General features: G+C 60.3%; 16 protein-coding genes and 1 pseudogene. 9 read left to right on the forward strand and 8 right to left on the reverse strand.

The features are described 5' to 3' along the window. Window positions 1-31: 31 nt before the first annotated feature. Window positions 32-292, reverse strand: a complete 261-nt coding sequence (locus tag ACIPSK_RS10335; protein WP_162117652.1) for a winged helix-turn-helix transcriptional regulator — start codon at window positions 290-292, stop codon at window positions 32-34. Between ACIPSK_RS10335 and ACIPSK_RS10340 the strand changes: the two genes are divergently transcribed. Beyond that, complete coding sequence (locus tag ACIPSK_RS10340) at window positions 257-1,126, forward strand: PDZ domain-containing protein (protein ID WP_446532925.1); 870 nt, start codon at window positions 257-259, stop codon at window positions 1,124-1,126. The two genes, ACIPSK_RS10335 and ACIPSK_RS10340, sit on opposite strands and share 36 nt — an antisense overlap. Window positions 1,127-1,431: 305 nt before the next feature. On the opposite strand, the gene ACIPSK_RS10345 is transcribed toward ACIPSK_RS10340, so the two are convergent. Next, window positions 1,432-1,602, reverse strand: a complete 171-nt coding sequence (locus tag ACIPSK_RS10345; protein ID WP_162117653.1) for a hypothetical protein — start codon at window positions 1,600-1,602, stop codon at window positions 1,432-1,434. Window positions 1,603-1,910: 308 nt separating this feature from the next. Between ACIPSK_RS10345 and ACIPSK_RS10350 the strand changes: the two genes are divergently transcribed. The 6 genes from ACIPSK_RS10350 (at window position 1,911) to ACIPSK_RS10375 (ending at window position 7,150) form a co-directional block, all read left to right on the forward strand. Beyond that, the gene (locus tag ACIPSK_RS10350; protein ID WP_168724832.1) at window positions 1,911-2,726 is read left to right on the forward strand and encodes an oxidoreductase; all 816 of its coding nucleotides are present in this window, start codon (window positions 1,911-1,913) and stop codon (window positions 2,724-2,726) included. Window positions 2,727-2,777: 51 nt separating this feature from the next. Continuing rightward, a complete protein-coding gene (locus ACIPSK_RS10355) occupies window positions 2,778-3,368 on the forward strand; it encodes a TetR/AcrR family transcriptional regulator (RefSeq protein WP_162117654.1) in 591 nt (196 codons plus the stop codon). 156 nt (window positions 3,369-3,524) lie between these two features. Next, the gene (locus ACIPSK_RS10360) at window positions 3,525-4,529 is read left to right on the forward strand and encodes a zinc-binding dehydrogenase (protein ID WP_162117655.1); all 1,005 of its coding nucleotides are present in this window, start codon (window positions 3,525-3,527) and stop codon (window positions 4,527-4,529) included. Window positions 4,530-4,710: 181 nt separating this feature from the next. Continuing rightward, on the forward strand, window positions 4,711-5,697 hold the full coding sequence (gene acuI / locus ACIPSK_RS10365; RefSeq protein ID WP_162117656.1) for an acrylyl-CoA reductase (NADPH): 987 nt from the start codon (window positions 4,711-4,713) through the stop codon (window positions 5,695-5,697). Between the two features lie 446 nt (window positions 5,698-6,143). Then, the gene (locus ACIPSK_RS10370; protein ID WP_017968764.1) at window positions 6,144-6,449 is read left to right on the forward strand and encodes an alkylphosphonate utilization protein; all 306 of its coding nucleotides are present in this window, start codon (window positions 6,144-6,146) and stop codon (window positions 6,447-6,449) included. A 260-nt stretch (window positions 6,450-6,709) separates the two neighbouring features. Beyond that, a complete protein-coding gene (locus ACIPSK_RS10375; protein ID WP_162117657.1) occupies window positions 6,710-7,150 on the forward strand; it encodes a hypothetical protein in 441 nt (146 codons plus the stop codon). 126 nt (window positions 7,151-7,276) lie between these two features. Here the strand turns inward: ACIPSK_RS10375 and ACIPSK_RS10380 are convergent, their stop codons facing one another. The 5 genes from ACIPSK_RS10380 to ACIPSK_RS10400 form a co-directional block, all read right to left on the reverse strand. Continuing rightward, window positions 7,277-8,179 (reverse strand): hypothetical protein, encoded by a 903-nt coding sequence (locus tag ACIPSK_RS10380; RefSeq protein ID WP_246709781.1) that lies wholly within the window; start codon window positions 8,177-8,179, stop codon window positions 7,277-7,279. A 15-nt stretch (window positions 8,180-8,194) separates the two neighbouring features. Next, a complete protein-coding gene (locus ACIPSK_RS10385; protein WP_162117659.1) occupies window positions 8,195-10,189 on the reverse strand; it encodes a protein-L-isoaspartate(D-aspartate) O-methyltransferase in 1,995 nt (664 codons plus the stop codon). Between the two features lie 207 nt (window positions 10,190-10,396). Continuing rightward, complete coding sequence (locus tag ACIPSK_RS10390) at window positions 10,397-10,669, reverse strand: hypothetical protein (RefSeq protein WP_162117660.1); 273 nt, start codon at window positions 10,667-10,669, stop codon at window positions 10,397-10,399. Between the two features lie 421 nt (window positions 10,670-11,090). Next, window positions 11,091-11,555: a YbhB/YbcL family Raf kinase inhibitor-like protein gene (locus ACIPSK_RS10395; RefSeq protein WP_162117661.1), complete on the reverse strand. Its 465-nt coding sequence runs from the start codon at window positions 11,553-11,555 to the stop codon at window positions 11,091-11,093. An 18-nt stretch (window positions 11,556-11,573) separates the two neighbouring features. Further along, a complete protein-coding gene (locus ACIPSK_RS10400) occupies window positions 11,574-11,813 on the reverse strand; it encodes a hypothetical protein (protein ID WP_020486284.1) in 240 nt (79 codons plus the stop codon). Window positions 11,814-12,171: 358 nt separating this feature from the next. On the opposite strand from ACIPSK_RS10400, the gene ACIPSK_RS10405 reads away from it, so the two are divergent. Both ACIPSK_RS10405 and ACIPSK_RS10410 read left to right on the forward strand, forming a co-directional pair. Beyond that, complete coding sequence (locus ACIPSK_RS10405) at window positions 12,172-12,465, forward strand: hypothetical protein (protein WP_246709782.1); 294 nt, start codon at window positions 12,172-12,174, stop codon at window positions 12,463-12,465. Window positions 12,466-12,772: 307 nt separating this feature from the next. Then, window positions 12,773-13,219, forward strand: a complete 447-nt coding sequence (locus tag ACIPSK_RS10410; RefSeq protein ID WP_017968787.1) for a hypothetical protein — start codon at window positions 12,773-12,775, stop codon at window positions 13,217-13,219. A 310-nt stretch (window positions 13,220-13,529) separates the two neighbouring features. On the opposite strand, the pseudogene ACIPSK_RS10415 reads toward ACIPSK_RS10410, so the two are convergent. Then, window positions 13,530-13,635, reverse strand: a pseudogene (locus ACIPSK_RS10415) (IS5/IS1182 family transposase); the annotation flags it as partial.

The raw sequence follows: 13,635 nt of genomic DNA on the forward strand, positions 1-13,635 counted from the left end.
AACCGGGCCTCAATCGTCTTGCGGACGTAGATCAGCGGCTCTCGCTTGCATGGGCGGAGTCGTTGAGTCTCACTATCCGATGCATCTTGTGTCGCTGCCACCAAGCGACCAACCCATCGAACACTGGTGCGAGCTTATAGGCTGCCGGGGTTAGCGCATATTCCACACGCGGAGGGACCTCGGCGAAGATTCGCCGTGTTGTTGGTTTAGGCGGATATCCGCGTGTGGCTGCTGCTGGTGTTGCACCGATGTCGCCATGCCGCCAATATTGAACCAAGCAAGTGAAGTACATAGTGTTTTCTATATTTTATTTTCCAGGTCATTGCTTAAGACATCTTTAGAAGCCGTCGACTACCGTCTCCGCGCGGAACGAAGCAAGAGCTTGTTCGCGCCAACCCAGGAGATGGTCTTGAAGAATTCGTATCGTGCCTTCCGAGCACTGATCGTCGTCGCACATATTGCTTCTCCGTTTGCCGGGGTTCACTCCGCCTTCGCGGCAAACCCGCCGGCGGCCCATGCGAAATCCGGGCCAATGATATCCAAGGCGCTCGATGCGCTGCTGCTGCCGATCAACAAGGGCGTGATCAAGAAGTTCAAGCTCGACAAAGGCGTGCACGGTGTTCTGGTGCTTTCCGTCAAGCCCGGCGGCGTTGCCGACAAGCAGGGGATCAAGCCGGGCGACGTTTTGGCTGAAGTACAGGGCCATAAGGTTCATAAGCCGATCGACGTCGATGTTGCCGTGCGCCGCCAGTTGAAGGCCGGCCATTCCGATATGTCCTTCAGCGTCGCGCGTGGTGGGGCAGTGATCGCGGTTGCCGCAATTATCACACTCGAATCCTACAACGAGACGACGGCGGTCAGCGAAATCTCCAGTTGGGAGACTGACACGACGGTAAGCTCGTCCTCCTACGAGGAATATGTTTCCACGGAATCGACGGAAATTGAGACTTCCGAGGAGAGCGAGGAGGCGACGGTCGAAGAGGACCTGACCGAGGACGAGTCGGCTGACGCTGATTCCAGCGACGATGCGGACGACAGCAGCGACGACAGCTCGGACGATTCAGGCGATGACGGCTCGGACGATGCGGGTGACGACGGCTCGGATGATTCAGGTGACGACGGCTGAATCCAGCCGACGTGCCGGCGAGAAGCGCTCGCCCGAATTTCGACGAACCAACTGCGCCGGTCTTGCAACTGGAGCAGTTGGTTTTCTGCCATGTTGCTCAGGAGACACGTGCCAATATCAAAGTCGTCACCGGCAAATCATTCGTTCGCCGGCGCTCATTTGTGGTCCCCACCCAACGCCATTCCGGCGGCACGAATGGCGGGCTGAAGGTTCTCCGGTCGATGTGGCGACGCATCTACCTATGTCAGCAGCGATATCGAGGTCGATCTGACTGTCGCGGCGACTTACATCGTGATCGGCCATTTCTACCGCTCCGCTGCCAGGATCCTCATGCTTGGCGCAAGATCGAGGCGCAAAACACAGCCGAGCCAGAGTGCGTACTTGAGCACGGTCAACTCGTTCCAGGCATCGAGGGCAAAATCGCCTGCAGTACCGGGTGGTGAGCGGTCGCCGTCCTGATCAGCACGAACGAGCATCTTACGCCGGTCATTCGTAACGCGTCTCCAAACCCGACATTCGCACTATGGCTGCCGCCGCCCGATTCAGACATTGCCGTCAGCGGTCCAAACGACGGAACCGGAATCTGAACCTCCGTTTCGTCCTCTGCCAGTCATTCTTCAAGAATGCCGCCCCTCCGCGATCTCGACCGGCAATCCTGGCGCCGTTCACCGGCTGCTTCCTCGTCTCGCCCCTCCGTGAACGTACGAACATAATTTAATCCTTGCCTTGTGACCACTCAATCGCTATTGCAGTATGATCGTAATCCTAACTTCAGGAGCTCATCATGACAGCAACTCCGCGGGTTGCGCTCGTAACAGGCGCCACCTCAGGCATCGGCAAGGCCACAGCGATCGCTTTGGCCGCCGCAGGTTTCCAGGTAATCGGAACCGGCCGCAACACCGCGCAACTCGCCGCGCCCGCCGGGGTGACGTACCTCGACCTCGACGTGACCAGCGACGAATCGGTCGCCTCAGCGGTCAGGCAGGTGATCGAACGGTTCGGGCACATCGACGTCCTGGTCAACAACGCCGGCGTTGGCACAACCGGCGCGGCCGAGGAGTTCTCGATCGCCCAGACGCAGGACATCTTCGACATCAACGTCTCCGGCGTCATGCGGACGACCAAGGCGGTCCTGCCGCACATGCGCGCCCAAGGCCGCGGACGCATCATCAATGTCTCCTCCCTCAGCGGGTTCGTCCCCAGCCCGTTCATGGCCCTCTATGTTTCGACCAAGCACGCGGTAGAGGGCTACTCCCAGTCGCTGGACCACGAGGTTCGCGATCACGGCGTCCGGGTCCTGCTCGTCGAGCCCGGCCCGATCAACACGCCGTTCGCAGGTCACAGCGTGGTGGCCGACACCCCCATGCCGCTCTACGCGGCGGGACGGCGCAACTACGACGATCTGCTGGAGAAGAACCTCAGCAGCGGCGACGACCCCGCCGTCGTCGCCAAGGTGATCGTCGCGGCGGCCATCGACCGGAACCCGAAACTACGGCGCACCGCCGGTACGACCGCCCGGATCATCAACGCGGTATACAACGTCGCCCCGGCCCGGATCTTCGACCGCGTCATCCGCAGATTCAACCGGATGCCGAACTGACCTGGCCACGGCGGTATCCGGAGCGCAAACCCGGCTTAAAAGGAGGAAGGCATGGTGCGTTACACGAAAGAACACAAGCAGGAGACGCGGCAGAGGATCATTGCGACGGCCGGTCGACGGCTCAAGCGGGACGGTATCGACGGCTCCGGAGTCGCGACGCTCATGAAGGACGCGGACCTCACCAACGGCGCCTTCTACGCCCATTTCGAATCCAAGGACAGCCTCGTCGCGGAGGCGGTCACCGACCAACTGCACACATTGCACGCGAACATCGTCGAGCTGGCGGAGCCGGGCCCTGCCGGCCTCGAACAGCTCATGCGCTGGTACCTGTCGGCCCACCACCGGGACAACCCCGGCGACGGCTGCCCCAACGCCGCCCTGCTCGACGAGATCGGGCGCAGCGCGGACGCAATCAGGCAGGCGTATACCGAGGGCGTGCTGGTCGTCATCCACGGCCTCGCCGCCCGATTGGCACCCGAAGATCCGCTCTCGGCCCGCGTGAAGGCGCTCAGTCTCCTCGGCCTGATGGCCGGGACGCTACAACTCTGCCGCGCCCTGACCGACCGCCAGCTCTCCGACGACCTCCTCGCGCAGGGGCTCAGCAACGCCCTGGCGCTGGTGGACGCCGAACTCCGACGATGACCCTCGTTTCTGCGACAAGCCCGGCACACCCGGCGCGTCGTCCTCCATCAGACAGGAAAAGACGATGACCGAGCAGCCCTTCAACCCACAGCCGAAGGCATTTTCCTTCCTCAATGCCTCCGACCACCAGCAAAATTTAACATTGGAGAAAACGCCGTGAAGGCATTCGTCGTCGATAAGTACAAAAAGAAAGGCGCTCTGCGCCTGGTCGCCATGCCGGAGCCGGCGTTGGAGGCCAATGACGTCCTCGTCCGGATTCAAGCTACCGCAGTGAACCCGCTTGATTCCAAACTCCGCGATGGAGAGTTCAAACTTATCCTGCCCTATCGGCCGCCTTTCGTGCTCGGACACGACGTCGCCGGGACGGTTGTCAGGGTGGGAGCCGCCGTCAGGCGTCTAAAGGTGGGTGACGAGATCTATGCCCGTCCGCGGGATCATCGGATCGGAACATTCGCCGAATTCATCGCCATCAATGAAGCGGACGTTGCGCTGAAGCCCAAGAACCTCAGCATGGCCGAAGCGGCGTCCATCCCACTGGTCGGGCTGACCGCGTGGCAGGCGCTGGTCGAGCTAGCCAAGGTGAAGCCCGGCCAGAAGGTCTTCATCCAGGCCGGCTCCAGCGGTGTCGGGACTTTTGCCATCCAGCTCGCCAAGCACCTCGGGGCAACGGTTGCGACGACGACGAGCACGAAGAATGTCGATCTGGTCAAAAGTCTCGGGGCGGATGTGGTGATCGACTACAAGACGCAGGATTTCGAGAAGGTCCTGTCGGGCTACGACCTCGTGTTGAACAGCCAGGATGCGAAGACCCTCGACAAATCGTTCGGCGTGCTCAAGCCGGGCGGCCAGTTGATTTCCATCTCCGGTCCGCCCGATCCGGCTTTTGCCAAGGAACGCGGTCTGAACCTTTTCCTGAAACTGGTCTTGCACTTGTTGAGCCGAGGAGTCCGGAAAAAAGCCAAGCGCCTTGGCATGCGCTACTCGTTCCTGTTCATGCGAGCGCAAGGTCAACAGTTAGGCGAGATCGCCTCCCTGATCGAATCGGGCGTGATCCGCCCGGTGGTCGACAAGGTTTTCCCGTTCGAGAAGACCGGCGATGCCTTAGCTTACGTCGAGACAGGGCGCGCGAAGGGCAAAGTCATCATAGCGGTCGCAGACTAGAATCCGTACCGGCCTCACCGGATTGGCGACCGGTGAAACTGACGCGGTTTGCAGATACCTGCCACGCGGGTCGCCTGGCCATCCTTCCGAACACCAGGCGGGAGCATCCCGCCGAGCGCTATCGGACGGCGGGCCGATACCGCCTGGGAGCCACCGGCAACAACAAACAGAGGATAGATCAATGACATTCAAAGCACTTATGGCCAGCAAAAGCGGCGATACGATATCGACGGATCTGGTCGAATTGGAAGAGCAAGACCTCATGCCGGGCGATGTCACGATCGCCGTCGACTACTCGACTGTGAACTACAAGGACGGCATGGCGCTTGGGGGTCGTGCTCCGATCATTCAGACATTCCCGCTCATTCCTGGCATTGATCTTGCGGGAACAGTCGAGGGGTCCTCCTATCCAGGCATCGAGGTGGGTGACCGCGTTGTTGCCAATGGCTGGGGACTGAGCCAGACCCATCATGGCGGCTATGCGCAAAAAGCCCGGTTGAGCGGCGACTGGCTCGTCAGGATTCCAGGCCCCCTGTCTACCTGGGATGCCATGGCCGTCGGAACAGCGGGCTACACGGCAATGCTGTCGGTGCTGGCGCTCGAACATGGCGGCATTGCGCCCGACCGGGGCGACATCCTTGTCACGGGTGCCAATGGCGGCGTCGGATCGATCGCGATCGCCCTTCTCGCCGACCTCGGCTATCGTGTGGTCGCATCAACCGGGCGTCTCGAAGAGGCCAACTATCTGCGCGAGCTTGGCGCAGCCGATGTCATCGATCGCCGAACCCTTTCCGAACCGGGCACGCCTGTTGCCAGCGAACGATGGGCCGGTGCGATAGACTCCGTTGGTAGCCATACGCTGGCGAACGTGCTGGCCCAGACCCAGTATCGCGGTGTGGTGACCGCTTGCGGCCTCGCCCAGGGCCTCGATCTTCCCGCGACCGTCCTGCCCTTCATCCTGCGCAACGTCACGCTCGCCGGCATTGATTCCGTCAACGCGCCGCAATCGGTTCGCCTCAAAGCCTGGTCGCGTCTGGCCCGCGATCTCGATCTCAACAAGCTCGCTCGCACGACGAAAGTTATCGGGCTGGCCGACGTGACCGACGTTGCGCGACGGCTCCTTGAGGGACAGGTTCAGGGTCGCACGGTCGTCGACGTCAATGCCTAACCGTCGTGTGGTCGCATGGTCAGCTGGCACTGGGCGGCTTGACGGGAGCGGCTTGCGGGCTTTGCCGTGATGGTTTCCTTTTCGGTTTTCCGAAGCGGTTCCGGCCCCTTGGCCGGTCTGCCCTTCGGTGCGGTCGAAAGTAACCGGCGCAAGCCGCGCGTTTCAGGGTCCGGGTTGGCCAGATCGAGCGGAGCCGGTGCGCGGGCAAGCGGGTCCCCGGACCTGCAAAGCCCGCGTGCCTGCTGCCACAAACGGCTTGACCGGCCGCCACGCGGCGCGCAAGCGGCCCCGCGCGGCCGGGATGCTCCGACATTCCGCGAGGCTCGCTGACCCGCTCAGTGCAACCGACGTGAAACGCCCGCCGTTTGATCTCGACGCCGTTCCACGATAGACGCGCATGACATGAGGGACGGTCAAAAAGGACTCTCCCGAGAAAGGGCAATGCAATGAGCGACCAGAATGACGACGATTACATCTATGACGAAGCAACCGGCGAGTGGAGGCCCGCTTCCGAAATTGCTGCGGATAAGGCCAAAGCCGCGCAAGTCCACGACGCATCCGGCAATCTTCTTGCCGACGGCGATTCCGTCGTGCTGATCAAGGACCTGAAGGTCAAGGGCGCGGGCCAGACCCTGAAGCAGGGCACCGTCATCCGGTCGATCCGGCTCACCGACAACCCGGAAGAGATCGACTGCCGCCACGACGCGATCAAGGGGTTGGTCCTGCGCACGGAGTTTGTGCGCAAGCGCTGATCGGCGATCTGCCTGGCGTTTCGGCAGGCGATAGCGATCGAGCCAGGTCGGACCGTGGGTGTTGCGCAGCCGGCGCAGGGTGCCACCGTCGTCACAGGGCGCTTCGCCCATTCACACCCGGCTCAGGATGCTTTTCCAGCGCCGCCGTGTTTGGCTGCATAGTCCTGGAGGGCATTCACCTCTTCCCCGGTCTGGGACGCAAGCGGCTCATGGCTTGTCGAATTCGCAGCCCGTGGAATTTTGGGCAGCTCGACGGACGCATGACCGTCGAGCGCGTCGGCCTTGACCAGCGCCGCGGCAGCCAGCGCTTGAACTCACGCCGGCTGAGGCCCATCGGTCGCGCCGGCTGGCGGATCAACACGACCAGCGCCTCGAACAGATCGGCGCGCAGCATCGGATGGACCGAAGTTCGTGCCGGCGATGTAGGTTTGCCTATGGCCGTTCAATTCGACCGCTTCCGCATGTCGGATTCAAATTTGCATCTCTTGCAGTCACCGGCTTCGCTTTCGGGCAAGCGCCCGTGCGAGGGCATCTTTGAGAATTGCACGGATTTCGTCGTTCGCCAGGCCCTGAATGGCGAAAGCCCTGGTCGGTTCGGCACCGGGATCTTCTTCCTGATCGCCGACGGTTTCATTTTCGTGCGCCAGCGATTCCAGCGCCTGATGAAACTTTGGATCGCCGGCGATGATTGTCAGCAGTGAGACAAAGAGCCGGCGGTGAGCGTTCAACCGCGCTTCCGTTTCGTCTGCCATGTCGTTCATTGAGATAATCCTTCACTGATCGGCGAACGACAACCTGAAAGATTTGTTCCAGTGAAGCACTTCGCCTTATCCGCCCCTGTCTCGGTTGTCAGCGTTCAGAAAGAGGCCGGGCAGATGCGAGGCGCAGGCCATGACATGGGTGATCGCTTCCCTGTCATATTCGTCATTTGAGCGGTAGACATCGAAATAGGTGTTCAGCCGGTCGACCCGCTCCGGCCATCGATCGATTGCCTGCAATCCCAGCGATACGCCATAATTGGCGAAGGCAATACGGACATGCGGCGCGTAGCTGGCACGCCCGTAATAACCCGGCGGGTCAATCCACAATCGATCGAGCGCCGCCAGGCTCCGTTCCGTCTGGACGCGTGCCCAATCCTCTGTCGGGAAGAAATGGCAGAGCCACAGCATCATACCAAGACCGAGATCCTGGTCGATGTCGAGCGTGCGGTACTGCCGCTCGATCAGCGTTCGCATTTCGGCGATTTCGGCGGCTAGCGCGTTCCGATCGAGAAGAGAGTAGGAAACATACCCATCGAACGCGTCCATCGCCCCCAGGCCATAGCCGGGATACGGCGCACTCAGATCCTCCTGCATCTTCCAGATCACGCCGCGCCCGGGCAGGACGAAAGCCGGGTGGATCGCCTTGGCGACCGCAATGCCCTTCGCGCGGTACTCCGGCTTCACATCGCCCAGTCTGGCCAGCGCAAACAGCCACATGGCAAGATAATGGAAGTACTGGCCATCTCGGTCTGACGCCTCGCCGATGCGATAGCCACGTGGCCGCCCCAGCACGCGCCCGACCTCGCCGACCAGTTCCTCCGCCGCATCCAGCCAGCGCTCTTCACCAGTCTGTCGGTAAAGCGACAGATAGAGCACGACACCGAACGCGTCGGTCCAGAGATAGCGCAACCCATTGGGCCAGATGCGTTCGCTGCGCATCCAGTCGAGCTTGGCCAGGACATAATCCATGTCGCGAAGCATCGTCTATTCACCGAAGGGATAGGTTTCTGGCATGCCGCGATGGTGCTCCGGCCCGAGCGGCGTCACTGCCTGGGTCTCATCGAACCAGACGTAGGCATCGAATTGCTCGGAAAGGATCGCCTGGCTGTAGTGGCTCCACAGCTCTGTGTCTGGCCGGTAGACAACGCCGATGAAACGCTCGAGCCGCGGCTCCGAGAGGCGGCGCCTGAGCGGCTCGTGCCTGCCAGGCAACAAGTCGAGGAGGAAGCGGCGCTTGCCCGCATCATGGCACATCCTTTCATAGCTGTCGGCTCGGGAGGGGTTTACGCGCATGACCTCCATATCTCCATCCCAGTCATTGGCGGCCGCCACCGTACCGCTATGGGTGCCAAAACCGATGAGAGCCGTCTCGTCTCCGAAAGCCTCTCGGCAAAGCTGGCCGATGTTGAACTCCTCGCGCGTTGCGCCCATATCGGTAAAGCGCGCGTCACCGATATGACTGTTGTGGGCCCAGACGATCGCCTTGGCATCCGGTCCCTTCGCGTCCAGCAGATGCTGCAGCGTTTCGAACATATGAGTGTCACGCAGGTTCCAGCTTTCCGCTCCGCCATAGTACATGATGCGATAGTAGCGTTCCGCAGATGCAATCAGCCGGGCATTCTGGGTGGCATCGAGGAAGGCATCGCCGTCGTTGTCGGCATAGTCCAACCGCCGGCGGAAGAGCTCCTGGCATTGGTCGATCACCGCCTGCTCGCATTCTGCAAAACCGCGGCTGAGCGTCGCCCGGCCATAAGTCGCGGGATTCTTCTGCCAGGGCGTCAGGCAGCCGTAGCGCTCGCGCGCGACCGCTGCCGCCTGCGGGTCGACCCGATCCAGATAGTCAAGCACGGCGCCGATCGAATCGGACATGTTGTAGATGTCGAGCCCGTAGAAGCCAGCCCGATCCTCCATGGCGTCGAGACCCGCATTGTGCTCCCGCATCCACTCCGTCAGTGCCCGAACTTCCGTGTTGCGCCACATCCAGGTCGGAAATCGTTGAAACGGAGATTCTTTACGGTCGGACGCGGATCGATGTCGGACGTATCGATCAACTTTCGCCGCGTCCGGCCAATCCGCCTCGACAGCAATGATCCTATAGCCGTGATTGGCGATCAAATGACGTGTGATCGCGGCTCGGGCCTGGTAAAATTCGAGCGTCCCATGGCTCGCTTCCCCAAGCAAGACCACGCGCCGATCAACAAAGCGGTTGAACAAGCGGCCGAAGGCGGGGTCGTCGAAACCGGGCAGGTCTTCGGCCGCTTCGGCAATCATCTCCGGCAGGCTCTGCTTTCGTGAGGCGCCGGGCTTGTGATTGCTCGCGGTGCGGCGGCCATCCTCGGACCATCCCTGCTCCCCGATCAGCGGCACGAACATCACAGCCCCAAGATTCGTTTCCTCGTAGCTGGTCTCGGTGCGCCGGATGACCTTGCAGAGTGTCTGGCTGAACTCTTCACCGACAGGAATCACGAGCCGCCCGCCGATTGCGAGTTGTTCCTTCAGCGCCTCCGGCACGACAGGACCACCCGCGGCCACCAAAATGGCGTCGAACGGCGCTTGTTCAGGAAGTCCGCGGGTGCCGTCGCCGGCAAGAACCTCCACATTGCCATAGCCGAGATCAGCCATCCGCCGCTTTGCCGACCTAGCCAAGGCCCCGTGGCGCTCGATCGCATAGACATGCGCCGCGATCTGGCCGATCACCGCGGCCGCGTAGCCGGAACCGGCTCCGACCTCGAGAATACGATCGCCCGGGCGCACCTCCGCCGCCTCGATCATCGCGGCGACGATATAGGGCTGCGAAATGGTCTGCCCCTCCTCTATCGGGAGCGGCGCATCCTCATAGGCGAACTCTGCCATGCCTTCGGCAACGAAACGCTCTCTTGGCACGGTGCGCATCGCCTTCAGGACATGCTCATCCCGTATCCCCCGCCGTCTCATGTAGACCTCGACCATGTGATCGCGCATGCGCTGGTAGTCGACCATCCCGGCCTCCTTCCTTTTGCGGCCGTTTCCTTAGTAATTTATGGCTATGCAACAGGCCGACCCCCGATGTCGGGGCACTTGCTTGTTGCGTTTCTCGCCAGCCCGCAACATCAGCGGCTCGATCGCCTCGACAATGGTTTCAACGCCTGAGGTCAGGATCAAATTCAGCGCTGGAGGCAAATCCATCTTGCCGTCAATTCCCTCGCATCAAATCAATCTGCCCCAGGTGGGATTCCAGCGTATACCTTCCGCAAGCTCGACGAAGATGGGCGTGTCGGGCGCTTCCCGGTGCTTGTTCTCGGCCATCAGAAACGCATCGTCCACCTGCAGTTCCTCGCTCGGGAAAACGGTATCCTTCTCCTGCTTGGGGTCGGTGACCTTCCTGATATATCCTCTGATTTGGTCACCCGAGTGATAGAACTTGATGACAATTGAGCCGACACTCGCCTCGCCTTTCCGATATCGTCGAAACGTACGCATCTCATGCTCCTTTTCTCCTATTGAGCCGGATCGCCTTCGGAATGTTCCGATGACGACACCACTGGATCAACAACAGCACTTCAGGTTTTCCCTGGTATCAGAGCGCTGACGACCTGGTGCACCGTGCCGCGGCTCACGCCGCTTATGCGAATCCTCCTTCATCGGCGGCCAAGGAGATGTTTGCGCATCTGCTCGAAACTAATGTGCGTCGGCACCACCCTCGGGACGCTATCTAGGAGGCGCCGGGACCAGACGTCGCGATACAGACGCCTGCGCGATTGAGCGCTCGGAAAACATGGTTAATCCCGTCACAGAATAGCCGAAGACCTATTTGACGCCCCATTCAGATGCTCTGGCAGCGCAAGCAGTCGTCGACGCATTGCTGCGTCTCGCTGTCCAAATGGATTGTTATCTCCTTTGGCTATTGTGTTTGGTACGTGCCTGTGACGCTTGCCTCCTCGAGTGCGTGTTTCTTTGCCTCTGCCCACATCGTGCTTATGCCGGCGGCATCCGGGATTGAGAGCTTCGCCACATCGAGGGCGGCAAGGCGGAAGATGTAGCGATGAGGGCGGTCGCCGGGCGGCGGCTGCGGTCCGTCGTAACGGGCATTGCCGAAATCGTTCTTATAAAACCGCGGCGCTCGCTCCGGCGCTGTGTCGGCGCTTTCCGCAAGCGCAGTCCATTGCGCCGGGATATTGGCAATACCGCAGTGACGGAAAGTGCCGTTTGGAGCGTCCGGATCCTCGACGATCAGAGCAAAGCTTCTGGTTTCATCGGGAGCGCCGCTCCAGGCGAGCGGCGGAAAAAGATTCTCGCCCGCCCGCGCATATTTGCCGGGGATTGGTTGATCTTGCGCAAAGGCCTTGCTGATCAATGTCAAAGCCATGACATTTTCCTTTCCTTGTCAGGAAGAGCCGCTTCCTTTTTTGTGCCCGCTTTCCTGATTGAGGCCCCGGACCATGTTCCGATCTTCACTCCGAAGATCTGGGTCGGCCTTCAGGTCGGTTCCTTTTCGATAGGCTTCCCTTGCCTGTTCATTTCGATGCAGATCTGCCGCCGCGTCGAACGCCTCGTCGGCATTTGCGGTTTTCTCGCGTTTTTCGATAACGCGAAGTTGTTGCTCATGAGTCTTTCTGCCCGTCATGACATTTTTCCTTCCTTCAGGCGCATGCCTTGCAGTTCGGTGAATTTGCCCGCGGCTGATCGCTGTGGACGCTCGACTTTTCCAATCGCATAGTCGAACCCGCCGGCATTCTCATTGTTCCCTTGGAGTTGGAAGAATGGTGCTTCAGTTTCTGCGGGGCACTCTCGGATTATCATGCCGTAGGAATTCGGCTTTTGTCACCGGAGCGGCGGCCCGTAACAGCTTTGCCGATGGTCTTTAATTTGCAGATATTTGCAGCATGCATCTTTCTCGTTTGCCCCCCGGAATATCTTTGCGGACCGGTGGTTTTCTTAAATTGCCGCCTGTTGGGCGACAGCCAGCAACCAGGAGAAAAGCCATGCCAAATCGTAAAATAACGGCCTCGACACCCTCTCGGGGCCTCCATCCGCCGAGGCGCGATCCGTTCATGTCGTTCCGTCGAGAAATCAACCGCCTTTTCCCGACGGTCGATGCCGCCACCGCAAATACCGCTGGGAGTTTATGGCCGAGCTTTGAGCTGCACGAAACCGATCAAGCATATGACATCACCGCTGAATTGCCCGGCCTCGACGAGAAAGATATCGTGGTCAATTTGCGCGACAACGCGGTTTCAAACCAAACCCTTAAGAACCTGATGAGATTGCAGGCATGAGCCCTGTGGAATCCGACGGGCTATGTTGAAGTGCTCGCATTAACCTGGAATTTTATCGGAACCTTCAGCCGACAACTGGGTTTGGTAGCTCAAAACATTCCAACGCGTGGACGCAGTCGGCAGCCTGAGCGCATCCTAAATTGGCGTTGGCGGGCGCAAGCGGGCAGGAGTGAGTTCCAGCTCTCGTCCGGAGAGGAGATCGAAGCGCGACAAAAAATCTCCGTCACTTGATCGCGTCGGAGTCACGCTCAATTTGGGAATATGTCCCAGATGCTTGGACCAGCTATCGTCCGAAAAGGAGGCTTCGATGAAGCACCATGCCCTTGAACAACTGCAGACCGTCGCCAGCATCAATCTCGACTACCCGCGTCCGGCACCGGCAATGTCGCGCCGCGAACGCCTTGAACGCTGGGCGGAACTTCTGGAGCTCAGTCAGCATCATGCACTTTCAACCCTGCATCAGACGGAATATCAGCCGGCCGGGGAGCGTGCGATCATGCGCGCCCACCATTCGCCGATCTCGGTGGCGTTTGCCGACCCGGTGCTGCGAGCAGCCGGTCTGGAGAACGACAGCTACGGCGAAGCCCAGAGGTTCTTCGAACTGAGTGACAACCAGTTGCATAGACTCGTCTGCTATTGCCACTTCGGGGCGACGGTCAGCGCCGCGACGGCCGCCCGTCATGTCCGTGCACTGATCGCCGCAGGCGATCGGCAAAGCATTTTGGCCAGGCTGCGAAACTTTTTCGTGCGATAGGTCCATTTGTTCGAAGCGCCGTTGAAATTAGCGACGACACGAAGGCAGACGTTGGAGGCCGGTTTGGATTTACATTGGCCAGCCCGACGATTGTTGAGAGAATGGCGCGCCAGAAGTCGATGTGGTCGAGCGTCATGAGACGGCCCTTCATGGCAATCACTTTCAGTGAACGGCGTCTGGCCGCCGAAGGCGTTATTGTGAGAATATTGGCAAACGGAGGGAGAAGACGTCTACCATTCAGCTCAGTTCATGGGCGAACGGGCCGACGCGCCGTAAGTCCCGGTCTCTTAGAACCTGACTCGAAAAGGTTTCAACGATATCCGTATCTTGCCAAGCGTCGTGTCAGGACGCGGATGTGGGCGATAGTGATCCATGCTTCGGCTGAAGCGAGGGACTTTTCCCAATCCTTGGCCAAG

Source organism: Rhizobium sp. LARHSG275 (assembly GCF_052871115.1).

Coding starts and splice junctions, on each gene's coding strand:
- ACIPSK_RS10350 (WP_168724832.1), top strand. CDS start 1,911: ATGACAGCAACTCCGCGGGTTGCGCTCGTAACAGGCGCCACCTCAGGC.
- ACIPSK_RS10370 (WP_017968764.1), top strand. CDS start 6,144: ATGAGCGACCAGAATGACGACGATTACATCTATGACGAAGCAACCGGC.
- ACIPSK_RS10400 (WP_020486284.1), bottom strand. CDS start 11,813: ATGACGGGCAGAAAGACTCATGAGCAACAACTTCGCGTTATCGAAAAA.
- ACIPSK_RS10385 (WP_162117659.1), bottom strand. CDS start 10,189: ATGGTCGACTACCAGCGCATGCGCGATCACATGGTCGAGGTCTACATG.
- ACIPSK_RS10375 (WP_162117657.1), top strand. CDS start 6,710: ATGACCGTCGAGCGCGTCGGCCTTGACCAGCGCCGCGGCAGCCAGCGC.
- ACIPSK_RS10405 (WP_246709782.1), top strand. CDS start 12,172: ATGCCAAATCGTAAAATAACGGCCTCGACACCCTCTCGGGGCCTCCAT.
- ACIPSK_RS10345 (WP_162117653.1), bottom strand. CDS start 1,602: ATGCTCGTTCGTGCTGATCAGGACGGCGACCGCTCACCACCCGGTACT.
- ACIPSK_RS10410 (WP_017968787.1), top strand. CDS start 12,773: ATGAAGCACCATGCCCTTGAACAACTGCAGACCGTCGCCAGCATCAAT.
- ACIPSK_RS10335 (WP_162117652.1), bottom strand. CDS start 292: ATGTACTTCACTTGCTTGGTTCAATATTGGCGGCATGGCGACATCGGT.
- ACIPSK_RS10355 (WP_162117654.1), top strand. CDS start 2,778: ATGGTGCGTTACACGAAAGAACACAAGCAGGAGACGCGGCAGAGGATC.
- ACIPSK_RS10390 (WP_162117660.1), bottom strand. CDS start 10,669: ATGCGTACGTTTCGACGATATCGGAAAGGCGAGGCGAGTGTCGGCTCA.
- ACIPSK_RS10380 (WP_246709781.1), bottom strand. CDS start 8,179: ATGGATTATGTCCTGGCCAAGCTCGACTGGATGCGCAGCGAACGCATC.
- acuI (WP_162117656.1), top strand. CDS start 4,711: ATGACATTCAAAGCACTTATGGCCAGCAAAAGCGGCGATACGATATCG.
- ACIPSK_RS10395 (WP_162117661.1), bottom strand. CDS start 11,555: ATGGCTTTGACATTGATCAGCAAGGCCTTTGCGCAAGATCAACCAATC.
- ACIPSK_RS10340 (WP_446532925.1), top strand. CDS start 257: ATGCCGCCAATATTGAACCAAGCAAGTGAAGTACATAGTGTTTTCTAT.